This window comes from Muriicola sp. Z0-33 (genome assembly GCF_026126425.1).
In the GTDB taxonomy this organism is placed as follows: domain Bacteria; phylum Bacteroidota; class Bacteroidia; order Flavobacteriales; family Flavobacteriaceae; genus JAFMPW01.
This window is the reverse complement of the sequence record NZ_JAFMPW010000003.1, coordinates 44,066-70,765: the sequence shown is the minus strand read 5'-3', so window position 1 is coordinate 70,765 and position 26,700 is coordinate 44,066. Positions and strand designations below refer to the sequence as shown.

At 38.3% G+C, this 26,700-nt stretch carries 31 protein-coding genes; 20 read left to right on the top strand and 11 right to left on the bottom strand.

Translation table 11 applies throughout. From position 1 onward, the window contains the following. Positions 1-95 precede the first annotated feature (95 nt). The 4 genes from J1G40_RS06010 to J1G40_RS05995 are packed head-to-tail and all read left to right on the top strand — an operon-like array spanning position 96 to position 2,866. Entirely contained in the window at positions 96-833 is a 738-nt protein-coding gene (locus J1G40_RS06010; protein WP_265241705.1) for a sulfite exporter TauE/SafE family protein, read from the top strand. 3 nt (positions 834-836) lie between these two features. After that, on the top strand, positions 837-1,619 hold the full coding sequence (locus tag J1G40_RS06005; RefSeq protein ID WP_265241704.1) for a patatin-like phospholipase family protein: 783 nt from the start codon (positions 837-839) through the stop codon (positions 1,617-1,619). A 51-nt stretch (positions 1,620-1,670) separates the two neighbouring features. Further along, a complete protein-coding gene (locus tag J1G40_RS06000; protein WP_265241703.1) occupies positions 1,671-2,564 on the top strand; it encodes a J domain-containing protein in 894 nt (297 codons plus the stop codon). Positions 2,565-2,569: 5 nt separating this feature from the next. After that, positions 2,570-2,866, top strand: coding sequence for a chaperone modulator CbpM (locus J1G40_RS05995; protein WP_265241702.1), 297 nt, complete (start codon positions 2,570-2,572; stop codon positions 2,864-2,866). 28 nt (positions 2,867-2,894) lie between these two features. Here J1G40_RS05995 and J1G40_RS05990 read toward each other — a convergent pair whose 3' ends face one another. From J1G40_RS05990 to J1G40_RS05975, 4 genes are all read right to left on the bottom strand, one after another. Then, positions 2,895-3,569, bottom strand: coding sequence for an ABC transporter ATP-binding protein (locus J1G40_RS05990; RefSeq protein ID WP_265241701.1), 675 nt, complete (start codon positions 3,567-3,569; stop codon positions 2,895-2,897). Between the two features lie 8 nt (positions 3,570-3,577). After that, entirely contained in the window at positions 3,578-4,840 is a 1,263-nt protein-coding gene (locus J1G40_RS05985; RefSeq protein WP_265241700.1) for an ABC transporter permease, read from the bottom strand. Beyond that, positions 4,837-5,946: an efflux RND transporter periplasmic adaptor subunit gene (locus J1G40_RS05980; protein ID WP_321160193.1), complete on the bottom strand. Its 1,110-nt coding sequence runs from the start codon at positions 5,944-5,946 to the stop codon at positions 4,837-4,839. Before J1G40_RS05980 ends, J1G40_RS05985 begins: the two co-directional genes overlap by 4 nt. Positions 5,947-6,756: 810 nt before the next feature. Beyond that, the gene (locus J1G40_RS05975; protein ID WP_265241699.1) at positions 6,757-7,164 is read right to left on the bottom strand and encodes a hypothetical protein; all 408 of its coding nucleotides are present in this window, start codon (positions 7,162-7,164) and stop codon (positions 6,757-6,759) included. Between the two features lie 85 nt (positions 7,165-7,249). Here J1G40_RS05975 and J1G40_RS05970 point away from each other — a divergent pair, with 85 nt between their 5' ends. The 5 genes from J1G40_RS05970 to J1G40_RS05950 all read left to right on the top strand — a co-directional run bounded on the left by J1G40_RS05970 (position 7,250) and on the right by J1G40_RS05950 (position 12,556). Beyond that, positions 7,250-8,770, top strand: a complete 1,521-nt coding sequence (locus tag J1G40_RS05970; protein WP_265241698.1) for a PAS domain-containing sensor histidine kinase — start codon at positions 7,250-7,252, stop codon at positions 8,768-8,770. Then, positions 8,767-9,819, top strand: a complete 1,053-nt coding sequence (locus J1G40_RS05965; RefSeq protein ID WP_265241697.1) for a response regulator — start codon at positions 8,767-8,769, stop codon at positions 9,817-9,819. The genes J1G40_RS05970 and J1G40_RS05965 overlap by 4 nt, the downstream gene beginning before the upstream one ends. 98 nt (positions 9,820-9,917) lie before the next feature. After that, positions 9,918-10,766 carry a universal stress protein gene (locus tag J1G40_RS05960; RefSeq protein WP_265241696.1) on the top strand — a complete coding sequence of 283 codons (849 nt, stop codon included), beginning with the start codon at positions 9,918-9,920 and terminating at the stop codon, positions 10,764-10,766. Between the two features lie 87 nt (positions 10,767-10,853). Beyond that, the gene (locus tag J1G40_RS05955; RefSeq protein ID WP_265241695.1) at positions 10,854-11,699 is read left to right on the top strand and encodes a universal stress protein; all 846 of its coding nucleotides are present in this window, start codon (positions 10,854-10,856) and stop codon (positions 11,697-11,699) included. 14 nt (positions 11,700-11,713) lie between these two features. Then, positions 11,714-12,556 (top strand): universal stress protein, encoded by an 843-nt coding sequence (locus J1G40_RS05950; protein ID WP_265241694.1) that lies wholly within the window; start codon positions 11,714-11,716, stop codon positions 12,554-12,556. A gap of 68 nt (positions 12,557-12,624) precedes the next feature. On the opposite strand, the gene J1G40_RS05945 is transcribed toward J1G40_RS05950, so the two are convergent. Beyond that, entirely contained in the window at positions 12,625-12,882 is a 258-nt protein-coding gene (locus J1G40_RS05945) for a hypothetical protein (protein WP_265241693.1), read from the bottom strand. Positions 12,883-12,997: 115 nt separating this feature from the next. On the opposite strand from J1G40_RS05945, the gene J1G40_RS05940 reads away from it, so the two are divergent. Continuing rightward, positions 12,998-13,969, top strand: coding sequence for an ROK family protein (locus J1G40_RS05940; protein WP_265241692.1), 972 nt, complete (start codon positions 12,998-13,000; stop codon positions 13,967-13,969). Here J1G40_RS05940 and J1G40_RS05935 read toward each other — a convergent pair whose 3' ends face one another. Together J1G40_RS05935 and trxA are read right to left on the bottom strand one after the other, a co-directional pair. Beyond that, positions 13,970-14,422, bottom strand: a complete 453-nt coding sequence (locus J1G40_RS05935; RefSeq protein ID WP_265241691.1) for a hypothetical protein — start codon at positions 14,420-14,422, stop codon at positions 13,970-13,972. It abuts the gene before it with no gap. Positions 14,423-14,541: 119 nt separating this feature from the next. Beyond that, positions 14,542-14,841, bottom strand: a complete 300-nt coding sequence (gene trxA, locus J1G40_RS05930) for a thioredoxin (RefSeq protein ID WP_265241690.1) — start codon at positions 14,839-14,841, stop codon at positions 14,542-14,544. 120 nt (positions 14,842-14,961) lie between these two features. On the opposite strand from trxA, the gene J1G40_RS05925 reads away from it, so the two are divergent. From J1G40_RS05925 to J1G40_RS05880, 10 genes are all read left to right on the top strand, one after another. Beyond that, positions 14,962-15,804 carry a universal stress protein gene (locus tag J1G40_RS05925; protein ID WP_265241689.1) on the top strand — a complete coding sequence of 281 codons (843 nt, stop codon included), beginning with the start codon at positions 14,962-14,964 and terminating at the stop codon, positions 15,802-15,804. An 8-nt stretch (positions 15,805-15,812) separates the two neighbouring features. After that, the gene (locus J1G40_RS05920; protein ID WP_265241688.1) at positions 15,813-16,661 is read left to right on the top strand and encodes a universal stress protein; all 849 of its coding nucleotides are present in this window, start codon (positions 15,813-15,815) and stop codon (positions 16,659-16,661) included. 64 nt (positions 16,662-16,725) lie between these two features. After that, positions 16,726-17,574 carry a universal stress protein gene (locus J1G40_RS05915; protein ID WP_265241687.1) on the top strand — a complete coding sequence of 283 codons (849 nt, stop codon included), beginning with the start codon at positions 16,726-16,728 and terminating at the stop codon, positions 17,572-17,574. Between the two features lie 10 nt (positions 17,575-17,584). Continuing rightward, positions 17,585-17,986 carry a hypothetical protein gene (locus J1G40_RS05910; protein WP_265241686.1) on the top strand — a complete coding sequence of 134 codons (402 nt, stop codon included), beginning with the start codon at positions 17,585-17,587 and terminating at the stop codon, positions 17,984-17,986. A 41-nt stretch (positions 17,987-18,027) separates the two neighbouring features. Further along, positions 18,028-18,858 (top strand): restriction endonuclease, encoded by an 831-nt coding sequence (locus J1G40_RS05905; protein ID WP_265241685.1) that lies wholly within the window; start codon positions 18,028-18,030, stop codon positions 18,856-18,858. 139 nt (positions 18,859-18,997) lie between these two features. Further along, positions 18,998-19,423 carry a hypothetical protein gene (locus J1G40_RS05900; RefSeq protein ID WP_265241684.1) on the top strand — a complete coding sequence of 142 codons (426 nt, stop codon included), beginning with the start codon at positions 18,998-19,000 and terminating at the stop codon, positions 19,421-19,423. A 103-nt stretch (positions 19,424-19,526) separates the two neighbouring features. Then, a complete protein-coding gene (locus tag J1G40_RS05895; protein WP_265241683.1) occupies positions 19,527-19,967 on the top strand; it encodes an Hsp20/alpha crystallin family protein in 441 nt (146 codons plus the stop codon). A gap of 68 nt (positions 19,968-20,035) precedes the next feature. Then, the gene (locus J1G40_RS05890; protein ID WP_265241682.1) at positions 20,036-20,497 is read left to right on the top strand and encodes a hypothetical protein; all 462 of its coding nucleotides are present in this window, start codon (positions 20,036-20,038) and stop codon (positions 20,495-20,497) included. Positions 20,498-20,506: 9 nt separating this feature from the next. Next, positions 20,507-21,163, top strand: coding sequence for a hypothetical protein (locus J1G40_RS05885; protein ID WP_265241681.1), 657 nt, complete (start codon positions 20,507-20,509; stop codon positions 21,161-21,163). Next, complete coding sequence (locus J1G40_RS05880) at positions 21,144-22,151, top strand: 2-hydroxyacid dehydrogenase (RefSeq protein WP_265241680.1); 1,008 nt, start codon at positions 21,144-21,146, stop codon at positions 22,149-22,151. Before J1G40_RS05885 ends, J1G40_RS05880 begins: the two co-directional genes overlap by 20 nt. Here the strand turns inward: J1G40_RS05880 and cls are convergent. The 4 genes from cls to J1G40_RS05860 form a co-directional block, all read right to left on the bottom strand. Continuing rightward, positions 22,146-23,552 carry a cardiolipin synthase gene (gene cls / locus J1G40_RS05875; RefSeq protein WP_265241679.1) on the bottom strand — a complete coding sequence of 469 codons (1,407 nt, stop codon included), beginning with the start codon at positions 23,550-23,552 and terminating at the stop codon, positions 22,146-22,148. The genes J1G40_RS05880 and cls overlap by 6 nt on opposite strands. 159 nt (positions 23,553-23,711) lie before the next feature. Next, complete coding sequence (locus tag J1G40_RS05870) at positions 23,712-24,581, bottom strand: DMT family transporter (protein WP_265241678.1); 870 nt, start codon at positions 24,579-24,581, stop codon at positions 23,712-23,714. A gap of 83 nt (positions 24,582-24,664) precedes the next feature. Next, positions 24,665-25,966 carry an alpha/beta hydrolase-fold protein gene (locus J1G40_RS05865; protein ID WP_265241677.1) on the bottom strand — a complete coding sequence of 434 codons (1,302 nt, stop codon included), beginning with the start codon at positions 25,964-25,966 and terminating at the stop codon, positions 24,665-24,667. A 73-nt stretch (positions 25,967-26,039) separates the two neighbouring features. Further along, positions 26,040-26,600, bottom strand: coding sequence for a YceI family protein (locus tag J1G40_RS05860; RefSeq protein ID WP_265241676.1), 561 nt, complete (start codon positions 26,598-26,600; stop codon positions 26,040-26,042). Positions 26,601-26,700: the final 100 nt, after the last annotated feature.

Below are 26,700 nucleotides of genomic sequence, written 5' to 3'. Positions count from 1 at the left end.
ACAAATACATGCCCTTAAAATAACACGCTTTCTAATGACATATATCATTTCACCCAAGTGGCTGCTGATCTAGCTTTGTAAGACATAATTGCAATATGCTTACGCGCTACCTGCCCATATTTATCATCCTGTCTGTGCTCGCCGAAATTCTTGGTACAATTGGGGGGTTTGGTTCTTCGGTGTTTTTTGTGCCCATGGCCAGTTACTTCATGGATTTCCAGACGGTGCTGGGCATTACGGCACTATTTCACCTTTCGAGCAATATCACCAAAATAGGATTCTTCAGAAAGGGATTTGACAAGGAATTGGTGCTTTATTTGGGAATTCCCGCCGTCTTCTTTGTGGCTGTAGGAGCTTACCTCAGCAAATTTGTAAATCCCAACATCTTGAATTTTTTATTAGGAGGATTTCTGTTGGTGTTTGGTCTCTTATTTCTGCTGTTAAAGAACATTAGAATTGAAGCAAATAAAAAGAATGCACTTATTGGTGGGGCTTTGTCCGGAGGGATAGCAGGACTTCTGGGAACTGGAGGGGCCATTAGAGGAGCCACTATGACCGCCTTTAATCTGAACAAGGAAAAATTCATTGCAACCTCAGCAATCATCGACCTGGGAATAGACCTGAGTAGAAGTATTATATACACGTATAACGGGTATGTACATCTTCATGACCTTTACCTTATTCCAATTTTAATTGGGGTCAGTATTGTTGGAACTTATTTAGGGAAAAGAGTTATTGATAGAATAACCCAAAGACAATTTAAACGATTTGTACTATTTCTATTGATAGGAATAGGCGCAATGACCCTTATAGTTAACATTAATAATTTATAGATCATGAAAACAAATGATATTGGTTTAGTGCTTTCCGGAGGGGGCTACAGGGGTGCTGCGCATGCAGGGGCCATTAAAGCGCTTGAAGAATTTGATATTTTCCCCAACTGTATTTCCGGTACCAGTGCAGGGGCATTGGCCGGGGCCTTATATGCGGCAAGTTATTCTCCGGAAGAAATACTTGAGGTTTTTAAGAAAATTAAAATATTTGAGGTTACAAGATATGCAAGAAATAAACCAGGTTGGGTGGATACAGATACATTCAGGGAATTTCTGTCCGCGTATTTTCCGGAAGACAGTTTTGCTGCTTTAAATAAAACTTTATATGTTACCAGCACAGATTTATTGAACGGACATGTGGAAGTTTTTCATTCCGGGGCACTGATTGCTCCCTTGCTTGCTTCCGCTTCATTTCCGGGGATCTTCTCTCCGGTTAAAATAGGGGACGGGCTATATGCTGATGGTGGCATCCTGGATAATTTTCCCGTAGACCCGGTCAAAAACGCCGAAGTAATATACGGGGTCTATGCCAACCCGGTGATGAAGATGGAATTGAACGATTTTAAGCATTCTTATGATGTGGTAAACAGGGCCTTTCAACTAAGAATGCATAAATCTTCCCTACTTAAATTTCCTGACTGTGATGTAGTTGTTAATCCTGAGGAATTAGGCAATTACAGGTTGTTTAGTTCAAACCATCTAGACAAATTGTTCGAGATTGGCTACAAGTGTACCCATATGGCATTGATGAAAAAGAAAGCTGAGATCCATTATCTGGAAAAATGATTGTTAACAATTAGACCGCTTATAGTATACATTAAAGTATAGCTTGATATTATGGAATTCATAGATTATTACAATGTACTGGGGTTAGATAAACGCGCTACGGACAAGGATATCAAAAAAGCCTATAGAAAGCTCGCACGCAAATACCATCCGGATCTTAACCCGAACGATGCTGAGGCCGAAAAAAAGTTTAAACAGATTAATGAGGCCAATGAAGTATTAAGTGATCCCGAAAAACGAAAGAAGTACGATAAGTATGGCAAGGATTGGGAACATGCGGCCGAATTTGAAAAAGCCGGAAGAGCGGGTCAGCAAAGGGGGAGATCCAGAACTTATACCTACTCTGGTGGCCCGGAAAGCGAATTTTCAGATTTTTTTGAATCGATGTTTGGGGCATCCGGATTTAGGGGACAGGGGCGGCAGGTTAAATTCCGCGGCCAGGATTTCAATGCGGAATTGCGACTTAACCTATTAGACGTTAAACAAACCCATAAGAGAACCCTGACGGTAAATGGTAAGAACATTAGAATTACCATCCCCGCCGGAATAGAAGATGGGCAAACCATTAAAATAAAGGGCTATGGAGGAACAGGAATAAACGGAGGTCCTAAAGGAGACCTTTTTATTACTTTTTCACTTATCAATAATACCCGGTTTAAGAGAGATGGCGCAAATCTTTATAAAACTGTCGAAATTCCGATAATTAAGGCGGTCCTGGGTGGTGAGATCATAATTAATACCCTGGACAGTAAGGTTAAACTGCAGCTAAAGCCGGGCACCCAGAACGGGGCTCAGGTAAAACTCAAGGGTAAAGGCTTTCCAAAATATAAAAAGGAAGGGGAGTTTGGTGATTTAATAGTTACCTATAAGATTAAAACCCCTACAGAGCTTACTGAAGATCAAATAGAATTGTTTAAAAAATTAGAGGCATCCGGTTTAAAATAAATGATATGGATACAAGAAATTATATCAGAGTCAGGCAATTTTGCAGTAGTCATAATATCGCTGAATCTTTTGTAAGGATATTACAGGAATATGAAGTCATAGAGATGGTGGAGATTAACAGGGAACTGCACCTGCACGAATATGAACTGCCGAAACTCGAAAAAATGCTCAGACTGCATAAGGAACTGGAAATAGATCCACAGGGATTGCAAGCCGTGCATCACCTGCTTCAAAAAGTGGCATTGCTTCAGCAAGAAGTAAGCACTTTACAGAGAAAACTGGATAGATTCGAAAACAGCTAACTAAGGCCCAACCTGTTAAACTATTGGTTTATGGAATTATTCTACCATCTTCCATTAGGATAATCCGGTCTGTTCTTTTCGCAAAATCCTCGTCATGGGTCACCACCAGTAAAGACAACCCTTCTTCCTCCTTTAAGCGTTTAAAAATATTAAAAACATTCTCAGAATTATGGCTGTCAAGATTCCCGGTAGGTTCATCGCCCATAAGAATTGTCGGGCTGTTTATCAGTGCCCTTGCAATGGCTACCCGCTGTTTTTCACCTCCTGAGATTCTGGACGCCCGTTGTTTGGCCAAATTATCAATGTGCAACATCCTTAACTTTTCCATGGCATCATGTTCTATTTCGGCATGGGATTTTTCCGCCAGTTTTTTGGCCGGTAGCATTACATTTTCCAAAACACTGAATTCTGATAGCAAATAGTGAAATTGAAATACAAACCCAATGTTCCTATTCCGGATGCTGGAGAGTTCCTGCTGGGATTTACCCGTTACCAGTTCGTTGTTTATGAACAGCTTGCCGGTATAGTCTGTATCCATGGTAGAGAGGATATAGAGCAGGGTGGATTTACCTGAACCAGATTTACCCATAATAGAAGCAAATTCTCCCTGGCCAACAGAGAATGTAATGTCTTTTAAAACATGAAAATCTTTTGGCTTATGAAAATGCTTGTCTATATGTTCTGTTGCTAAAACCGGCCTCATAGTATAAATTATGTTCCTCTGATGATACGAACAGGATCTATTCTCCTGGCCTTGTTAGATGGCAAATACCCCGCGATGAAGGTAGATAACAGGGCAAAAGTGATTCCAATAATATAATAGCCAACCTTAAAATTAACGGGGTAAGTGGTTATGGTAGGTAAAGCTTCTGTATTAAATGGTGCATTATCTATAAGTACCGAAAGTCCAAAACCGACAACCAGTCCTATAATACCTCCTATTGTTCCTATAATCATGGCCTGGCTCATAAAAATAAGTTGCACATCTCTTCCGGAAAACCCGGTCGCTTTTAAGATGGCGATATCCTTCATTTTTTCATAGATGAGCATGTTCAGAATATTATATATGCCAAAACCAGCTACTATGAGCAAGGTAATTGATACAGCATAGGTAATAAGGTTTCTTATGTTAGAGCCTGTTTCAAATTGTGCATTGGCTTCATTAATATCTGTGGCCTTAATTTGAAATTGCTGCTCCATGTTCTTAGCCATGGTAACTGCCTGAGCAATATCTAATAACTTCACGTTGATATCGGTTACATAATTTTCTGCCTCTCCAAGGATGCGTTGAACGGTTTTAATGTTTGTAAAACTTTGGATATTATCTATTTCCGCGATACCACTTTGGTAAATACCTACAATCTTCAAAGGAAATATTGCCCCGGCTACTGTACTAACCTGTACCCGGTCTCCAACATTCAGCGACATTTTCTTTGCCAAACCAGCCCCCAAAAGAATACCATTCTGATTATTCTTAAGGGCTTCCGGGCTTCCTTCTACAATATTATCCTGGATGTTAGATAACCTTACCTCTTCCATAATATCTACGCCCACCAAATTTCCTCCCAGTTCTATCGATCCTGATAAATAAAAAATCTGTGCTCGTATTTGGGGGGTAGCTCCTTTGACATTCTTATCCTGTTTTAGATAATTTAGAATAGGCAGGGCGTTGTGTATTTTTTTCTGACCCTTTTTAGGTTTTATAGAATGCACCACATTAAGTGCATCTTCAAATTCGGTCGCATACTTAATGGGTTGTTTTTTCGAAGGCTCAATCTCGTTATAAATATGTATATGTGGTGTTTGGTTAAGAATTAAATCGTCTAGCATGCCATTGAGCCCGGTCATAAAACTTACCAGTGTAATATAAGCGCCAATCCCGAAAGTTACACCCAATGTTGCTGTAGCCGTAGATTTCATCTTGGTCAATAGATGAGTTTTTGCAATATTCAGTATCACTTTCCAGTTGGTCATTCCTCGGGTTTTAATACATATGTATTTTCATCTATTCCACTAAGCACTTCAACTTCTTCTAAATTCTGTAACCCCAATACTATTTCTACAATACCATCTTCCGTCTCAACCTTATTGCCGTCTATTAAATATTCCTTTGGAATGGTTAGGGCACCCTGCCTGTTGGCAATAATAATATTACCTTCTCCTGAAAGTCCTGGATATAATGTTTCCGGTGGGGCAATGAACAAGGCCTCTACTTTAAAAGTTTGCGAACGTTCGTCTTTCTTAGGGTAAATTTTACTCACTTTGGCCTCAAAAACTTCATTGGGATAGGCGTCTAACGCAATAATTGCTTTTTGTCCTAATGATAGTTTCACTATATCAACTTCATCTACCAACAGCTCGGATATAAAAACGTCTTTACTTCCCAGTGCTGCTAGTGGTTCCATGGTATTTACAATCTCCCCGGGATTCTTAAAGAGCGCATAAACCCTGCCATTAATTTTGCTGCTAACGGTAAAATCCCGGTTAGATTCCTGCGCATTTTTATAATTGTTAGAAGCCTGTTCCATCTGAGTTCTTAACTCAAGACTAGACCTTTCATATTGATTAATCAATGAATTCAGGTTTTTATGAGATAGTTCATAGGCCAGTTTCCTGTTGTCGTATTCTACTTTTGATCCTATTTTTTGATCCCAGAGGTTTTTCTGCCTGAAATAATTCACAGAGTCGTTTTGAAGCGAAAGTTTAGCAGCGTCTATCTGATCTTGAATATTCTTAAGTACCGCTGAACTACCTTCATAATTTTCTTCAGCAAGTTGAAGGGCCAGACGGGCATTTTCCGTATTTAGCTTTGGCCTTGTATTAATAATTTGAAGCAGTGCAGTTCCTTTATCGACCAAATCTCCTTCCTCCACCAAATTATTATCCAATATTCCGGCTACGGCTGCATAGGCCTGGTACAGACTATCTGGTTGAATAGTAACTGAGGTATAAACAGATTCGGTGATGGCTTTCTTTTTGGGGAGTATTTTTTGCTGTTTTTCTCCGCAATTCCAAAGAAAAAAAAGAACAGTGGTGCAGAGCAATACAGGCCACGACCACAGCTTCCGGTTGTGCATCATATTATTTAATTTGATCACAAGATATTCAGGATTGAGACATTCAAAAATGATATTTCTCATGTCGTAATCCTAATTGCTGTGATAGTTGTAACTCTATACAAGATAAGGAAAATTAGAAGAGGTATTTTGATATACATCCTGGAAATTTGTCGGGTGCTATAGAAGATATTCTCCCTGTAGATAAACATGGCTTTAGATATATTGTTATGATCAGAGTCAATTCTCAGTGTTGACCAATTAAATATTTCACCCCTGCTATTCCCATAATAAACAGACACACTACCATTGAGATAAGTGCTAAATTGTTCTGGAAAAGTGAACAAAAATGACTTTTGTCATTTTATACAGTGGAAAGCAAGTTTATTTTTGTCGATGTATTACAATAAGCTACGTTCATTGAAAGAAAACTTACTAAACGCTTAGATAAAGCCGCTGTGCATTCAGAGGCTAATGAGGTTTCTCCATGAATTGAGCAGAATTTTAGGGTAGTGATCAGTTTTGGTTGCAATAGCATTTGAGTAGCTACTTTAAAAACATGTTTTTATTTATGGACAATCCTCAAAGGACTGGGATGCTTAGCATCCCGGTCTTTTATTTACGAGATTTAGGCGAATAGTTTGCCCAATTCGGGGCATATATTTAAAAAAAAGGAGGTTCAGTTTTAATTCGGTTTGTCTGTAGATGGTTTTGGCGATAGATTGATCTAAAGAATAAATTAATGAAAGAATTGGATCCCCGGAAAAGAAACAGGTGCACATTTGGTGCACCTGTTTCTGTTTTTAGGGCTTTTATCTTAAATAAGAATGAGCTTTAATTAAATAGCAGCTGTAAATTACCAAGGAGGGTAAGCTCCGATTTATTTTTCCCGGCATAAGCACTGGCAATGGCGTTTGCGGTTTTTAGGATAAGCTCTTTTACCTCCACATTGAATATTTTGGTGTTTTCTTTGTAAAATTCCCTGAATTCGTCGTAGCACAATTTACTTTCTTGCTCATTCTCCAGGAGCCAATCAAAAACAATCTCGATTTGAAATGCTGCATCAGAACCATATTCGTCCAGAATATCATCATGAGGTAACCAGGTATTTCTAACGATTTGTTTTAAGCGGTCTATTTCCTCACTGCGGACACTCCCGTCTACCATCGCAACAGCGAAAAAAAGTTTTCCTATTTTTTGATAAAAAGTATTTGCTACTTTGTTAGAATAAGATTGTTCCATAATGCTTATTTTTAAGTTAATAAATATATTAAGTTGTATTGGTAACCACCATGATAAAAATCAGATATTCATTTAATTCCTTAACATGAAGGTCTTCGAAGAAAACAATAACATTTTTAAATTGCTTTCGGAGGCAGTAGGTGAGGGGATAATTGTGGTCAATGAGAAACAAACTATTGTGGCATCCAATGGGGCCGCAAATAGTATGTTTGGCTATGATATCAATGCACTAATGGGCGAAACACTAAATGTCCTTATTCCTTCAAAATACCACGGCAGTCACCAAACCCATTTTAAAGATTTTGTAGTCAGTAATGAAAGACGGCCCATGGGTAAGGATCTTGATCTTTACGGACAGCGGAAAGACGGGAGTCAATTTCCCATTGAAGTAGGACTGAATACTTTTCAGATTTATGATAACTCCTATGTAATGGCCCTTATCCGCGATAATACAGAAAGAGAAAAATCCAAAGAAGAGTTAAATCACTGGTTCAATATTTTTGATGAATCCTTAAATGAGATCTATGTCTTTAATGCTGATACCCTCCTCTTTTTAAACGTCAATCACGGAGCCAGGGACAACATAGGCTACACTATGAAAGAACTCCGTAGGATGACGCCTATAGATTTACTGCCCGACATGAATAATGCGGGTTATAAAGAACTGATGGAGCCCTTGCTGAATGAGGATGAAAGAAAGCTGGTGTTCGAAACCTTGCACATGCGAAAGGACAATTCTGTTTATCCTGTAGAAGTGCATTTACAAATTTCCCATATCGGGGAGCAGAACGTGGGTGTTGCCATAATATTAGATATTACTGAAAGAAGCTTGTACACTGAGAATTTGGAAAGGATTGTTGCCGAGCGTACAGAACAATTAGAAAAGGCCTTGATGAAAGAGAAAGAACTGGGTGAACTCAAAACCAAATTCCTTTCATTGGTCTCTCATGAATTTAAAACCCCCTTAAGCAGCATTCTTACGTCTACGACGCTTTTGGGAAAGTATACCGAAAGTGAACAGCAAGATAAAAGAGATAAACACATAAAAACCATTAAAGGAAAGGTAAAATACCTGAATAATATTATAAATGACTTTCTTTCTGTTGAGCGTTTAGAAACGGGTAAAGTTAATTATAGCATAACCACCTTCCCACTAAGCAAAGTTATCAACGAAGTAGTCTATGATTCTAATATGCTGCTCAAGGATGGCCAGGAAATTGTCTATCCCAAAAATATTGATGATATTCTTCTGGAATTTGATGAGAAAATTTTGGTACTTATACTATCTAATTTAATTCATAATGCCATAAAATACTCCCCGGAGCATACCAAAATAGACATCCGGGTAACCAGAAAGAAAGACAATTTGACAATTGCCATAATAGACAAAGGCATGGGGATACCGGAGACAGATAAAAAATTTATTTTCGATCGATATTTCCGGGCAGGTAATGCCCTGCTTACACAGGGAACAGGGATTGGATTAAGTATTGTCCGGAGGCACTTAACCAATCTCGGAGGTAGTATTACCTTCAAAAGCAAAGAGAATAAAGGAACTACTTTTACAGCCCAAATTCCAATTAAAACCCCAAAATCTAGTTTATGAAAAAGGTATTACTTATAGAGGACGATGTATCGCTGCGCGAAAATACCGCTGAGCTTCTGGAACTTTCCGGTTATGAAGTATTGATGGCTTCAAACGGCAAGGTAGGAGTAACCCATGCCAAAACCGAAATGCCAGATGTTATTGTATGTGATATAATGATGCCCGAAATGGATGGATATGCCGTGCTAAAAGAATTGTCTGTCGATGATAAAACCAAATTTATTCCTTTTATTTTCCTGTCAGCCAAAACGGAACGGGCAGATGTCCGTATGGGTATGGACCTGGGAGCCGATGATTATTTAACAAAGCCCTTTGAGGAGGAAGAATTGCTAAGTGCTATTCAAAGCAGATTAGCAAGAACAGAACTCCTTTCAAGAATGGCGGCTTCTACTTCAAAAGACATCCCTGAGGTTGAGGATCAGATGAGCACCTTAAATGAATTAAAAAATTTTTTCGATGACTATGGAGCTATTGAAAATTTTAGCAAGGGCGTGGAGATTTTTAGGGAAGGTGACCGCTCTAATACCATATACCTGATATTAAAAGGAGTTGTTAAGTGCAATAAAATGGATGAGGATGGGAAGGAGTTGATAACCTCCCTGAACAAGGCAGACGAATTTCTTGGATTTACTTCTTTTGCCGACAATACCTTACACCGGGAAACTGCTACAGCCGTGGAAGATACCGAAGTTGCCGGAATTTCAAAATCCCAATTAAAAGACATACTTCAGAACAATCAGAATGTCTCTATTGAACTAATGGAGCTGCTTACCGATAACATTACAGACATTAAAGAGCAATTGCTCCAAATGGCGTATAGCTCGGTTCGTAAGAAAACTGCTCAGACGCTGCTGCAATTTTCAGAGATATTAAATAAAGATCCCAAAGGGCCAATTCGTATTTCCAGAAGCGACCTGGCAAATGTTGCGGGGATAGCTACAGAAAGTCTTATACGGACATTATCAGGTTTTAAAAGGGAAGGATTAATTGATATTGAAGGAAGGAATATCCGAATTACAGACCTGGATGCCCTGGAACATGTTGTTTAATAAATGTAAAAAATAGAATATATGCTGCTTTATAATGACAAATATCATGGTATAGCGGCTTGCCTGAATATAAATTTGTGCTGATAGTGTTTTAAACGATGAAGAATATACTTTTCCCTACAGATTTTTCAGAGAATGCCTGGAATGCACTTAAATATGCCCAGCGTCTCTTTAGCAAAACCAAGTGCAATTTCTATATTCTTCATGTCAGTGATTATATAGATTATCCTACGGTATCTATTTCATTAGAGGGAAATAAGGATGTTGAAACACAAGAACTGATGGTTCCTTCAAAAAAGCAATTAAACGCTTTATTGCACAAGGTTGAGTCCTCTAACGCTATTAAAAAACACAAATATTTTGGTATTCATGAGCATGGGTTTTTTCTGGAATCTATCAAGAAACATCTGGAAGAAAAAAAGATAGACCTGATTGTAATGGGCACCAAGGGGGTAACTGGTTTACGACAGCGAATAATAGGAAGTAATACTGGCGATGTAATAACAAAAGTGAAATGCAATGCCCTTATTATTCCTCTTGGAATTCAGTATGCTGAACCAAAGGAAGTTGCTTTTCCTACAGATTATAACATTTTCTACTCACACAATATTCTGGAAGCACTATCGGATATGCTGCATCTTGGTGAAGGTAAAATCAGGGTAATGAATGTTTCTAGAATTGGCCGGGAACTTTCTAATGTGCAGGAAAAGAATAAGGAATATCTCCTGGATTACCTCAATGAATCCTTTCCTGGAAGAAATAGTTTTCACACCATAACAAACAGAAATGTCAATGCTGCTATTCAATGTTTCATAGAAAGCAGGGATATTGACATGATCATCATGGTTGCTAAAAATCTGAATTTTATTCAACAGGTTTTATTTGATTCTTTAGTAGAGAAAATTAGTTTCCACAGTTCTGTACCCTTTTTCGTAATTCACGAATAAGAATTCTTATCTCAACTTAAACATCCGACTGATTATTATCATAGTTTAGGCAAGCAGACTCCATTAAATTTGGACAAAACAGCTAGGATGAGAACAATATTGATTCCGACCGATTTTTCTGAAAACGCCAGGCACGCCATTAAGTATGCCCTGGATTTGTACAAATGCGAAAAAAGCAGGTTCTATTTTCTTCACGCTTATGCCGATGAGGTATACGGGCCGTTTACCTCAGACGAAAATAAGGATCTGGAAGATGAAGTGAAAAAGGTAAAACATGTGACCGAAGAAAAACTTACAAAATTAATAGATGAGGTAAGTAGTGTTCCTCCTAACCCGAGGCATACTTATACCATAGTAAGCGCTTTTGAGTCTTTGGTAGACGCAGTTAATGACACCGTTAACGAGCTCAATATAGATTTGGTTATAATGGGGACCAAGGGTAAAACTGATGACAAGAATGTTACTTTTGGAAGCCATACCGTCCAAGTTTTTAAATATGTTCAATGCCCTGTACTGGCCATACCGTTTGAAGCGGAATTTAAACACCCCAGAAAGATTCTTTTCCCTACGGATTATATGCTTCCCTATAAAAGAAGGGAACTTAAACTCTTGAACGAATTGTGCAGGGATTTCAAATCTGAAGTCCATTGTCTGTACATATCAGATTATAAAAATCTTAGCCATAGGCAGTTAGATAATAAAAGTTTTTTAACAGAAAGCCTGCCTGATGCTTATCTCTATTTTGAGCGCACGGCAGTGGAAAACAAGTCGAATTCCATTAGAGAATATATTAAAGATAATGACACGGACTTCCTGGTTATGGTTAACTCAAGACATTCATATCTGGAAGATTTACTGTATAGGTCTACAGTGGATGAAATTGGGCTTAGCACCAAAATACCTTTTCTAGTCATGCAGAATTTGCCCAGATAAACATAAAGTAAAGTATGAAACAAATATTGTTACTCACAGACTTTTCGGACAATGCCTGGAACGCCATTTATACTGCCAGGAAATTATACGGTGGGCAGCCATGTCATTTTATCATATTAAATTGCTATGTTCCCAAACTGGAAAACGTTTCAGGGTTTAAGAGCTCAGCACGCTCTGGCGTGGTTGTTTCCGGATTAAAGAAAACTTCTGAAGAAGGATTAAAAGAAGTGGAATCCGAATTGAAAAGACAAGCATCAGATAAACAGCATACCTACACCACAATCTCCTCAAATGAAGATTTAATATCCCAAATAGTAAAACTCATCCCGGAATATGATCTGGACCTAATTGTGATGGGCGCCAAAGGGGCCTCGGCTTCCTCGCATATTTTTATGGGTAGTAATACTGTAGCAGTCATTAGGAAAGTTAGAAACTGTGCTGTGCTAAGTGTCCCTGAAAACTTTAATTTTCAATCATTAAAACAAGTTGTTTTCCCAACAGATTACACGCACTTCTGTGCCAAAGGAAAATTGAGAGTATTATTAGAGATGCTACGGCATTGGGATTCGGCGATACAGGTTGTTCATTTTGGCAGGGAATTTATTTTATCTGATGCTCAAAAAGCAAATAAAAAGGTTCTTGAAGAGCGTCTGGAGCATTATAACTGCAATCATGATCGGGCTGAAATGGCAGCGACCTTGTCTGAAACCATTACTAAATACGCGGAAGAAAAAATGGCCGATATGATTTGTCTGGTACATTACAAGCATACTTTCTTAGAGCAGCTTACCCAGGAACCGGCCATAAAGAAGGTGGTATTTAACACCAGCATCCCTCTTTTAGTCTTACCAGATTAAGGTAAATTATTAATAGCAGGAGCTATCTTTAAGAGGAAGTGTACAGCCTTTTTGCAGAGGTAGCACATTTATCCCATTAAGCTGGCAATCCCGGATTGCGGTTTTGCCTCATTTTGTACCTGCATATATTTTATGGGAAAACCGATACTCTTCAGTTCTTTTTTCACTTTCTCCAATGCAGCCTGGCTTGAATGTAATAAAGTTATAGTGCTGTGTTCTATATCTACATCCAGGATAACGATATCTAAAATTCTATTCAGATTCCTGACAATGGTATTTTTGGCTTCACTGCTTGTGAAGTTTTTTAAGGTAGCAAAAGTTCTCACGGTATAAATTTTCTATAAATTTAATAGCTGCTGTTTCCGATTCAAATGACATATATCAGTTTGAGTATGAAAAATCTTTCACAGTTTTGTATTGCATCATCCAAATTCTTATTTCATGGATAAAACAACGACTAAAACAGTATTGGCGATTGATATCGGAGGTACCTTCACCAAGCTCGGTTTGGTGAACAGGGAAGGTCAGATCTTAAATAGCAAAGTGTTTAATACCAAAGCAAAAAAACCTTTCTCTCAATTCAAAGAAAAATTAGGTAAGGAAATACAACTTTTGATCTCAACATTGTATTCACCCGAAGATCTAATGGCTATTGGTATTGGTGCTCCCAATGCCGATTATAAAACTGGTGAAATGAAGTATCCTCCCAATTTTAGTTGGGGAACAACGGTCCCTGTCCGGTCTGCCGTAGTATCTGTAATTGATCGTCCTGTTTTTATGACCAACGATGCCAATGCAGCTGCTTTGGGTGAGTTGTATTTTGGTGCTGCAAAAGGATTGGATCACTTTGTTGTACTTACCTTGGGGACAGGACTTGGGAGTGGTATCATAGTAAGTGGGAAATTGCTTTATGGCCATAACGGAATGGCAGGAGAACTGGGTCATGTAAATGTTGTTCCCGGGGGAAGACAATGCAATTGTGGTCTAAAAGGATGTTTGGAAACCTATGCTTCGGTAACAGGAATAAAGCGCACCGTTTTTGATTTGCTAGCCGAAAGTAATGCCGAGTCTGTGTTGAGGAACTACAGCTTTAAAAAATTAACGGGGATAGCCATCTCGGAAGCAGCACATCAAAATGATGTAGTGGCACTGGAGGCCTTTGATAGAACCGCCAGGGTGCTTGGCAATAAAATGGCAGATACCGTTGCGCATCTGGAACCGGAAGCATTTATACTTAGTGGCGGATTGAGCCAGGCTGGTGACATATTCCTGAAACCACTGCAAAAGTATATGGAAGATGCCCTATTTAGTGCGTATAAGGGCAATGTAAAAATAATATTATCTGCATCAGCAAGTCATGAAGCAGTTTTAGGCCCAGCAGCCCTGGCCTGGCAAGGCCTTGAAGGTCCTTGATCAGTTTGGCGACAACAAATGACCAGAAAACATTGAGCTATTCAGGTCCTCACCTTCATTTAAAGGGGGTTCTGCAATACTCAATATTTTGGCTCTTAAGAGCAGATAGTCAGATATAAATTGCTTTATTTTTATACTGAAGTTCAAATGGGCCGCTAACAGGGCCCTTACCATCACCGTAGATTCTTGCTTAGAGGCGTATTCAATTCTGGAAAGATGAACCATAAGTTGTTGCAGTAAGCTGCTATGAATTATTTCCATGTCCTTAAATTGGCCTATACAAACCTGTAAGTGGTTTATTTTTTCAATACGCGTCAGGTTTCGAAAATAGTTGTCTATAACCTGCCTTAAAAAAGTAATGTCACCCTTAAAGAAGGCAATTTCATTGAAGAATTGATCAGTGTCTTCGTAGAGCTGATCTATTAACTCTTCATTAGAATCCAGAAGCTTCATAGCGATGGTTTTATGGTACAAAATTAGGCGGTGAATTTCAGTAGTTAAATGACATTCATCATATGTAAACAACATTTGCGGTTTTGTTCTGCTTTAAATGTATGATGAAAGGAAAATTTTTAGTGGTGAGATTTAATTGCCTTAATGATATCTGGTTTTTGAAGTAAACCAGATTGGCGCCAAAGTTGCTTTCCGTCCTTAAAAAGCATCATAGTAGGCACACCTTTTACCAAATATCGTCTTGCTAGTTTCTCGTTCTTATCAACATCTATTTTAACTATACGGACCTTTTCTCCCATTTCGTCCTTTACCTCTTTAAGGATAGGAGCAAGCATTTTACAGGGAGCACACCAGTCTGCATAAAAATCTACAAGAACAGGAATTTCTGAGTTGATAACTCGCTTAAAGTTGGCTTTCATATCAGACTAAATTATGTCTGCAAATTACGAAACTGTCCTTTTTCCTAAACTGATTAAAGTCATGGTTTTTCTCGGCTTCCGCCCCTAGATTTGAACTATTAATCAATTAGATAAAATATCATGTTACGAATTTTGCTTCCTACAGATTTTTCAGATAATTCACTTAATGCAATAAGGTATGCACTAACGTTGTTCAAAACCTCGGAGTGTACATTTTACCTTTTACATACCTATACCCCTGCCATATACAGGGCAGAATACGTTTTGCATAGTCCGGCGCAATACGGACTGGGAGATATGTACCAATCCGCTTCGGAAACCCAGCTCGAAAATTTCCTGGAAACCATTAAAAAAGAGTTTGATAATCCCAAGCATACATTCAGTACCCATACTGCTTTTAATACCCTGGTAGAAGAAGTAAATGAATTTGTAGATCACCATGGCATAGATATTATTGTAATGGGGACCCAGGGTGCTACGGGAGCCAAAGAGATATTTATCGGCACACATACCGTACATGTCATAAAACGAGCAAAAGTTCCTGTTTTGGCAATACCACCAGAATTTGCCTATGAGCAACCCAAGGAGATACTTTTCCCAACAGATTATGAAGTAGATTATAAAAAAGAGCCGCTCAGAATGCTGCTCCATATTGCTCAGGAACACATGTCTAGCATTGAAGTATTACACGCGTCTTACGGATATGAGCTCTCTGATCCTCAGAAAAAAAATAAGGCCAAATTAGATGGAATATTAAGCCAAACTGCTCACCTTTTCCATGATTGGTCCAATCAGGAGGTAATTGAAGCGATTAATAAATTTCAATTAAAACACAAGTCGCACATGCTGGTCATGATACAGAACAAGCACACCTTTGTGGAACGTCTGTTTATTGAACCTGTCATTAAAAAAATCAGCTTCCATATTACTATACCTTTTATGGTTATTCCACATTTTAAGTAATTCGGCCAATGAATATACTTGTTCTTACAGATTTCTCTAATGATGCCTATAATGCGTTATTTTACGCTACTCAGTTGTACAGGGAAAAGGAATGTAGTTTCCATATCATGCATGTCTATGATCGCCATTCTCATTTAAAGAAGGAGTATGCCGTTTACCAGGGAGATAAAAGTCTCAGGCAGTTTTTATCAGACAGAACAGATGAATGTCTGAAACAGACTATGCACAGAATCATTTCGGATACAGAAAATAATCCCTTACACAAATTCACTACCCTTAAAATTTATGATGCATTTACCAAAGGGGTGAGAACATATTCAAAAAATAATCCGGTAGACCTTTTGGTCATGGGAAATAAGGGCAGAACAGGAGCCAAAGAAATTTTCTTTGGAGGTAATACCATTCAAATAGTTAAAAGCAAGATCTCCTGCCCGATGTTATGTGTACCTAAGGAAATAGATTTCACCCCTATTTCCCATTTGCTTTATATCACAGACTATAAACATACATTGGCCAGTGAAGCGGTATGGCTAATTAAATCTTTGGCAGAATCAAATAAAGCGACTTTACATTTACTTCATGTAGGTGAAGAGGATAAGGAGACAGCGGCACAAAAAGAGAATCGGGCCTCCCTGACCAGTTTTTTTAGTGGCATTAACCTTGAGTTTCATGACATAGCACGTTCAAAATCAAAAGCAAAAACTATCGCCAATTATGTGGAGGCACATCAAATAGATCTTTTGGCAATGTCCTATTACCCGCATTACTTGCTGACAAAACTTTTCCGCGAACCGGTAGTTATGGATTTAAGTATATATCTCGAGAAACCACTCTTAATATTACCGGGTCTGGAATGATAATTATCATTTCACAACGCTTTGTTCTGTGATATTTTTATATACACATCTTTAATGCCCTGATATGGAAAATAGAGTATTACTTCCGACAGATTATTCCAAAGGATCAGTAAATGCAATCAAGTATGCAATAAACCTTTACAAAGATGTTCGGAGCAAATTTTACCTGCTAAATGCTTTTCATGCCTCCGGATATTCTTTAGACAGCCTGATGGTAGCAGAAGCCGGAGAACGCCGTTATGAAGCGGCTAAACTCAAATCCAGGGAAGGGATGGCCAACGTAATGGCAGCTATAGAAGGCCTTCCAAAGAATCCAAAGCATTCTTTCGAAACCATTTGTTCCTTTAATAATCTTTTACTGTCAATTGAAGAGGTACTGAAAGCAAAAGACATTGATATTATTGTAATGGGTACCAAAGGAATAACAGACGATTCTAATTCGGTGTTTGGAACAAATGCAGTTGGTGTGATGGAAAAAATAACCCAATGCCCGGTAATTGCAATTCCTGGTGAAATGAGTTTTAAAACTCCTTCAGAAATTATATTCCCTACAGATTATAAGACAGCATTCAGAAGGAAGGAACTGAACTATATGATAGATATTGCCAAACTCCACGGATCGGCTATTCGTGTATTGCATATAGAAAAGGAATCAAAATTAAATCGGGGACAGCAGAACAATAAGGCGCTATTGGAAGAAATGTTAGAAGGTATCCAATTTAGTTTTCATACCCTTAAGAATGTCAATGTCAGTCATGGAGTTCAGGTTTTTATCGAAAGCAGGGGTAGCGATATGGTGGCATTCCAGAATAGAAAACACAGATTTTTTAATAGTATATTATCTAATCCCCTGGTTAAGGAATTAGGCTACTACAGTAACATACCCATTCTAGTACTAAAAGATCAATCTTAAAATAAAAAAAATGAAAAAAATAGGAATTTGGTTAGACAAGAAAACAGCATACATAGTTACCATAATAGGGGAGGAAGCCACTATGGAAACTTTAGACTCAGAGCTGGAGTTCTTTAATGTAAGAGGAGGATCCAGATCTAAAACCAGATGGGGCCCGCAACAGGTAGTGCAAGACAGCAGGTATCTGGAAAGAGAAAAGCATCAATTGAAGAAATATTTTACGGAGATCGTTGAAAAGATCAGAGATGCCCATGCGGTGGTCATTTTTGGCCCTGGTCAGACAGGACAACAACTGGAAAAGGAAATTGCAGAGCACCATCATGAATTTGCGCCCAGAATTGTCAAAGTGGAGAAGGCCAATAGTATGTCTGATAATCAGATAGTTGCCTGGGTACGTGAATTCTTCAGCTGATAGGGACTATTTAGCTATTGTTTAAAAGTACGGTTACATCTATGACCAAAGAATTTGAAATTATTAAATCTACGGGTATCAGAGCGCCTTTTTCCTTAGAAAAACTACAGGAATCTCTGAGGAGAAGTGGTGCTGATAAGCGCTTAATAGATCATATTGTTAAACAGGTTTCCGATGAATTATACGATGGGATTACCACCAGGGAAATTTACAACAGAGCTTTTGCCTTATTAAAGAAAGATACTTCTGTTTATGCATCTAAGTACAAATTAAAAAAAGCCATCTATGAATTAGGGCCAACGGGCTTCCCTTTCGAAAAATTTATAGCGGCAATTCTGATTTATTCGGGACATAGTGCTTCCACTAATGTTGTGGTAGAGGGCAGCTGTGTGGATCATGAAATAGATGTGATCGCTAACAAAGGTGCACGAAAATTACTCATCGAATGTAAATTTCATAGCGATAAGGGGAAGAAATGTAATGTTAAAGTGCCACTATATATAAACTCGCGCCTTAGGGATATTGCCGGGCACCCGAAACACAAAAATTTTGATATTGGAAATGGGTGGGTGGTAACTAATACAAGATTTACACGGGATGCCATTAAATATGGGAAATGTGCTGGCCTTTACCTCTTAAGCTGGGATTTCCCTGAAAAGCATAGTTTAAGGGAAAGGATAGATCGGTTGGGCCTTTATCCAATCACCGTTTCAACAATTTTAAGCAATCGAGAAAAGCAATTCCTTCTTAGCAGAAATATTGTTTTGTGCCGGCAATTACTCAAAGACTCCTTCTTTCTGGATCATCTGGGGGTGTCTGAAGCAAGGAAAAAAAGGATACTAAAGGAAGTAGAGACCCTTTGTGCAACATAGAAACATTAGTACGCTATACTACCAGCGATGATATATATCATTTTATATGGAATCTGTCGATAGTACCTTTATAAGTGATCCGCCCGCCAGGGCTTACAGACATTGCCGTAACTATTGCTTTAATTCTAAGAGTTGAATCATGAAAAATACAGAGACCCAAAATTTTAAGGCCAAAAAAGTTGAAGAGTTGCATTCTCAGTCCAATCAATGGAAGTCCAATCTTTGTTTTTTGCGGGATGAGCTTACTTTTATAAATCAACTTTTACATTCCTATGTGTTTGAGCCAAATACTCCTAACCTTTTTGAACGGTTGCAAAATTATCAGGATCAACTTAAAAAGGTGAGCACTGAAGAAGTTGGTTTGCAACAACGTATTGAAAAACACGAAACCGACCTGGGAGGGATGCTAGAGACTTCGGACGATATTAACGATAAAGAATATTACAATAAGCACGAGGCACTCAACACACTAGTTACAGATTGTTTACTCAACTTTCGCGACTTAAAATCCGAAATCTTCAACTATGCCGGGGGAATATTAAAGCAAAGGAAACCTGGAACTTAATCTGGTAAGTACAGTAGCAAAACTGATTTATGTCATTGTGAAAGAGCATCTAAGCCCCTAATTTTAATATCGAGAAATAATATGAACTTAAAACATTTTAACTATGTCACTAATTAAATTTAATAGGAATAAATTTCCTTGGAATGAGAATATGGTCGACTTTTTTAATAGGGACGTATTCATCAATGATGATTTTTTTAATCTTGAAAAGTCATTGCCTGCCATGAACGTTAAAGAGCATAAAGATGATTTTGAAATTGAATTATCTGTGCCAGGTTTCGACAAAGATGATTTTGAAATTACTCTGGACAATGACGTTCTTGAGGTATCGGCAAAGAAAAGTAAGGAAGAAGTAAAAGAAGAAGAAGATTTTACGCGAAAAGAATTTAATTACAATTCATTTAAAAGGGCAGTACAAATCCCTGCAACAGTGGATAGTGATAAAAAGGTTAAAGCTACTTATAAGAATGGGATACTTACGTTGAACCTTCTTAAAAAGGAAGAATCCGTGGAAAAACCAAAGCGGCATATTGAGGTTGCATAACTTTGGTAAACGGCAAATGGGACTACCTCATTTGCCGTTTTTTTAAGGTAACATTTAAATTAATTCTGATGGAAAAGTATAAATATATAGAATGGTTCGATGCAGCTGAAATGCACGAACATTCTAAGGATTGGTTCTCAGAGTTGACTTTTATAAAGGACGAGCAACTCTTCCTTAATAACCTAATCCAGTCTTTCGCAGTTAAAGCAATTGATAAGGAGGCCTTTGGCCAGGTAAGAGATTTTAAATTGGCACTTTCAGAAAACAACAGAAGTCTGTTGGCGCTATTTAAAATGGTTCAGAAACATATGAACCAGTTAGAGATCATGATAGACGATGTAGACCAGTTAGAGATGGAGAAAGCCTATAGAATTACTCATAAGGAGCTATTTGCCAAGGTGAACGATTACTTGTTAGAATACAGGACAATAAAGGAGAAAGGATTTGAAAGGCTAAGTGCAATACTCAAAGCAAACAAAAAGTTATCACTTGGTAATCCGGACTATAAGTTAAGAACTACAAAAACATAAACTATCATCATGAGAAAGTTAATCATACTTGCCCTCTTGCTTCTCACTGCTTGTTCAACAACGCAATTGGTCAGCAATTGGAAAAATCCGGATATCGTATTGTTCGACGCCTACAAAGTACTTATTGTAGGGATGACACAAAATGAAGAGGTAAGAACTGATTTTGAAAACAAATTGAAAAGAGAATTCGACAAGCGTGGTATTGAAGCCGTACGCAGTATAGACCTCTTTGATGTAAAGTTTACTTCTGCCGAAAGATCCGAAGAGGAGCTCAGTGAGGTGGAGGATCAATTGTTGGCAAAGGATTTTGACGCCATCCTTTTTACCAAGATTTTAGGATCTGAGAACAAACAAACACTGAAGACTAAATTATCCGAAATAGAAGGGTATTATGATATGTTCAGAGACGACTATCTTCAAAATCAGGGGATTTACAGGGAAGATGAACTCTACGATACTTATACTGTATTTCATGCAGAAACAGCATTGTACTGCATATGTGTGGGCAAAGAACGCCAGATTATTTGGAAAGGCGCTATAGATATAACAGACCCCAGGGATTTTAAGAAATCAACTTCAGACTATGTAAAACTTGTAGTGTTAGCTATGGAAGAACAGGATTTAATTTTTCATAAAACTGTAAAAAATGAAATTACTGGTCTATAGTGCCAAAGATTTTGAGATTCCTTTTCTGAATAAAGCTAATGATAATAAACACAAAATAGACTTCACTCAGGATGCCCTAAATACCGAAACAGCAATGCAAGCTGTAGGGTATAATGCCGTTTCTATTTTTTCTGGTGATGATGCCAACAATATTGTTTTAAAAAAATTATGGGATTTTGGTGTGAGGTATATTGCTGTTCGTGCCACAGGGTTTAATAATATTCATATTAAACCGGCATATCAGTTGGGATTAAAAGTGGCAAATGCTCCTAATTATTCACCACATGCTATTGCAGAACAAGCCGCAACACTACTTTTGGCACTGAACCGTAATTTAATTTTAGCAGACCAGCAGGTACACAATTACAATTTTCTTTTAGATAATCTTATGGCGGTTAATCTCCATGGTAAAACGGTGGGTATTATAGGAACTGGTAATATAGGATCGGTTATGGCCAAGATCATGAATGGGTTTGGTTGTAAGATTCTTGCCAATGATATTGAACCCGATAATGATCTGGTAGAATTTTGCAATTTAACCTACACCAGCCTGGAAAAGGTCTGCAGAAAATCAGATTTTATAAGCCTGCATATTCCATTATCATACCAGAATCATTCGCTAATAAATAAGAAGCGCCTGGGTTGGATGAAAAAAAATGTAATCCTGATCAACACTGCCAGAGGTGCTATTGTAGATCATAAAGCCCTGTTACAGGCCTTAAAAGACAGGACAATTGGTGCCTACGGAGCAGATGTTTATGAAAAGGAAAACGACCTCTTTTTCAGGGATCATTCTGTAGACGGTATTAGTGATGAACAGCTGAAATTGCTTTTATCTTATAAGAATGTTTTGCTTACTCCTCACCAGGCCTTTGTAACAGAGGAAGCTCTGGAAAATATAGCCAGGATTACTATCCAGAATTTAGATGAGTGGGAACTGCATGATTCCTGTAAAAATGAAATTGGCTATAAAACAGTAAGTTTATAAAACAGGGCTAAAAACCTTCCCAAAACCTTCTTTTAATCTCTCGCCCCATGATCTTTGGACATGCGTTTCATAGTCGAGTACTCTGCTAATGCGGCTGTCCTCTAAAAAATCCTTTTTTAATAGTGTAGCAAAATGCTGGTCGTAGATAATTGCATTGACCTCATAATTCTGTTCAAAACTACGATCGTCCAGGTTAGCAGTTCCAATTGTGGCAATGTTATCATCACTAACCAAAATTTTGCTGTGTAAAAAACCGTCTGGAAAGAGATAAATTTTCACCCCTGTTTTCAGGAGCGGTTCAAAATAAGAGCGGACACACCAACTTACGATAGTATTATCTGCATTTTCAGAAACCATAAGTCGTACATCTACGCCGCTGAGTGCTGCAGTTTGTAACGCTTGCATAAGGGCATGGCCCGGAATAATATAAGGATTAGTGATATACAGATAATCTCTGGCCCTGTTGATTATACTAAAATAGACCTGTTCCAGGGCAGGGAAATCATCGTCGGGCCCGCCGGATACAATCTGCGTAATTGTTTCGTCTGCTTCATCAACTAAATTATAAGAAGGAATTAGAGGGGGTAAAGCAATCTGGCTTACCAGATTCCAATCCATCGCAAAGATATAGTTGAGATGGCACGTAGCAGGTCCTTCTAATCTTAGGTGCATATCGTGCCAATTGCCCAATTCCGGATCTCCTTTTAAGTATTTGTCAGATATGTTTATACCTCCTGTAAAAGCAATTTTACCATCGACCACTATAATTTTTCTGTGATTACGATAATTCAGTGAGGAAAGAAACCGTCCAAATTTAAAAGGCAGAAATGGGTATACTTCAACACCCATGGATATTAATTTTTTTATGTATTTCTTGCTGAGCGAAAAACTTCCAATGCCATCATAGATCATTCTTACTTGGACTCCCTGTTTAATTTTCTGCTCAAAAAGAGATAAGAGTCGGTCTGCAAGTTCACCTTCTTCAAATATATAATAGAGGAGGTGTATCTGTTTTTCCGCACTTTCAAGGGCCTCAAATATGGCTTCAAATGTGGATTTACCATCCTTGAGAAGCTGCAGTTTATTACGGCGTGTAGGCAATAGCTTTGAATTTTCATAGACGAGCGTCATCAAATTCCTGAATTGTCCGTTAATGGGGTAGGAAAGATCTGCCGGAGTCAGCGGTGGGACTAAACTTTTTGCGTTTTGTAGTTGAATTACTTTGTTCTTTCTTCTATTTCTACCCAGAATGAGATACAATAAAATACCTCCTACAGGAACCGTAAATATAGCGAGCAGCCAGGCGAGGCTTTTTGATGGCTTTACCCCGTTAATCAGCACACTGATTACAATAGAAACCGCTATAATAAAATATATTAGAAGTAATATGGCTATTAACAAAATACGGGTTTTAAGAAGTATTAAATTACAGTTTTTCTCTGACCCCACGGGGTTGGAAGCCAAGTTAATCCGGACCTTGATGTTTCCCTATGATAAAAATCAGTTTAATTGGAAGCCACCTTATCTGCTGTATTTGTTTGCTCAACCACCATTTATCAATTATTTACTCCTGACAAAAGAGTTGAGTACCAGGGCCACAATTATCAGGAATAACCCCAGATAACTCCAGAATGTATAGATTTCACCAAACCAAAACATACCTACGGTAATCGTAAATACTACTTCTATATATTTTAATGGAGCTACCAGATTGGTTTTTGCTATTTGAAAGGCTTTGGTCATATACAATTGGCCAAAATACCCGAAAAGCCCCAGGCAGCCTAAAAATAACCATTGATACCCTATGGGTTGCTGCCATGTAAAAATAGATATTAGTCCACCTACTACCGTTCCGGCAAACATAAAATAGTTGACAATAACCAAAGGATGGTCTCCATTGCCAATTCTTCTTATAATGACAAAAACCATCCCGCTTAGTATAGACGCTACTAGGACCAGAACAAAGCCTGTCGGATTTACATTTTTGTCGAATCCCCTTAGAATAAGTACTCCTGTAAAGGCTATCATAAAGAGCAGCCATTGAACAGTCCTTAATTTTTCTTTAAGCAGAACGGCTGCAAAGAGCGCAGCAAATATGGGAGCCAGATAGCGCAGCGATACTGCTGTACCAATAGGCAGATAATTTATAGACATAAAGAAAAGGCTCATGGAAGAAAGCCCTAAAAAGGATCTCAATACCAATAATTTGCGGTTATTTCCAAGAATTCGGATTTTATGTGTCAGTATAAAAGAAGTTGCTAATACAAAAGAACCCAGCGACCTGAAAAAAACCAATTGGAAGGTGGGAATATTATCCAGGTATTTGACAAAGGCATTCATCAGTGCAAAAGACAGTGTACTGAGAAGCATAAAAACTACCGCTTTCTTTAAAGCTGATTCAGAAGTTTCCTCAGATGTCCCTACAGTCAATATCGTGGATTATTAAGACGCCTATTTGGCCAATTGGTGTAAAGTTAGTAAAAGCACCAATTTACTCCCAATTCACCGGAATGTCATCTCTTTTGAGCCGCCATCCACTCCATAATACTCACCGGTCGCCCCTGGATTTTAACTGGCTCACCATCAAAATCAAATTCTGCATGGTTGGCATGAGAATATATCCATGACCAATGCCCATTGTAATGATATCCGTCCCCACCGTAAAATCCGCTTATGTCTGTTACATGGTCATAATAAGATAAATGAACATCATTTGCCCCGGCACTAAGAAGCCTTTCATATAATGGCAGTACAGTTTCTTCAGGCACTGTGGTTCTATCATCGGCACTGTGAACAAACCATATCGGGACATCTTTGATTAATTGTATTTGTTGTTCCGAAATGTACTGGGATTGATACGCCAAAGCACTGATATATCCTGCTGCAAAATAATCAGGGTACAAGAGGATAAGTTTAAGGGCCATATAGCCGCCATTTGAACATCCACCTACATAAATTCTGTTGGTGTCAATTCCCGGGTTAGTATCCACGTATTCATCTATCAGGGATTTCAATGCTTCATTATAGATATCATTATTGTTTCCTCTAGTATATGCTCCACTTTCACTTTGCATCCAGAATGTTGGGCTTTGTGGTGCTAAAATATAAGCCCCGTTAAAATACTTTTGGATATTTGCCGAGGCATAGTTGGCGGCAAGGTTTGCAATTAACGGTATGCTAGGATCTGTTCCACCTTCACCACCACCATGCAACCAAATGATCAACGGTGACTTTTCCTTGTTGGTTTCTGGTGTGTAGCTCGCATAAGACAGCGTTAGGTCCTTATTGTATGTAAATCTGCCACTTAAATCAAAAATATCTATACCAGGTTTAATACGTTTTCTTTCCTCATTCCAGCTAGTATTGTTAGCAGTATTGGTAATGGTTAGTTTGTAGTCTATCCATTGATTACTCCCACGATTGTTTGTACGCACATATTTAATTGGGGATCCCAATACTTCATCAGGACCTACATATAAGATAAGGGTTACGTATTTACCTTGGTCCTTCCTAATTCCATTTTCGTCGGAGACATATGCATAAATAACATCTCGTTTACCGGAAGCCTCTTTACTGCTGAATTCAACTCCTGTCATACTTCGGTTTGCGATCACGGAATAATCACCAGCTCTGGCTTCCGTTATCAGTGTGTCTGCATCAAGAACCACCTTGTTCACAGCAGGCCCCCAATCGAACCCTTCAATAATTAGATTATAAGTTAGTGATGTAGTACCTTCCTGCGACTGCATCATGGATGGTGCCAGTATTCCGAATATTAAGATCAGGATACCATAAAAATTATTCCAATTTTTCATACTGTTGTTTAAAAAGTGAGCCATCCATAATAAGGCCATGGTTTAACTGTCATCGCCTGTATGGTAATTTAATTTACTGTTGTGCCATTTCCAGGTGAATTGTCATATCCACTTCATCGCCTAGAGGGAACGGTTTGGACCCAATCCCAAAATCTTTTCGGTTAACTGTTCCTGTAAGTTTTAAACCGGCCTTAAGCTTTTGACTGCGCTGGTCTGTTATAATTCCATTGAGCCTGCCGTTTAGGGTTACTTCCTTGGTAACGCCGTGCATGGTTAAATCACCGGTTAAGTTAAATGTCTTTTCACCTGTTTTTTCATACCCCATGGTTTTAAAAATTATTTCAGGGTGTGTTTCCGCAGCAAAAAAGTCGTCACTTTTTAAATGGTTATCCCTCCTTTCATTATCTGTATCAATGCTCGCCGTTTTAATAGTTACCATAAAGTTAGGCTGACTAAATGCTTCATCGGCAGTAGCGGTAATTTCAAAGTCGCCAAATTGGCCTTCTACTTCTGAGATCATAAGGTGGGTAATGGCAAAGCCCACTTTGGAATGTGCACCATCTGCTTTCCAGGTATCTTGCGCTACAAGCGTAGCACAGGACATAAATAATAAAACAAAAATTGCTTTTTTCATAGTGTGTTAATTTAATTGATATTAATTGTTATATATATTTTGATAACTGTAACTAATGGATGCTTTAGGAACTGTTAAATGACAGGGGTTTATATTTTTG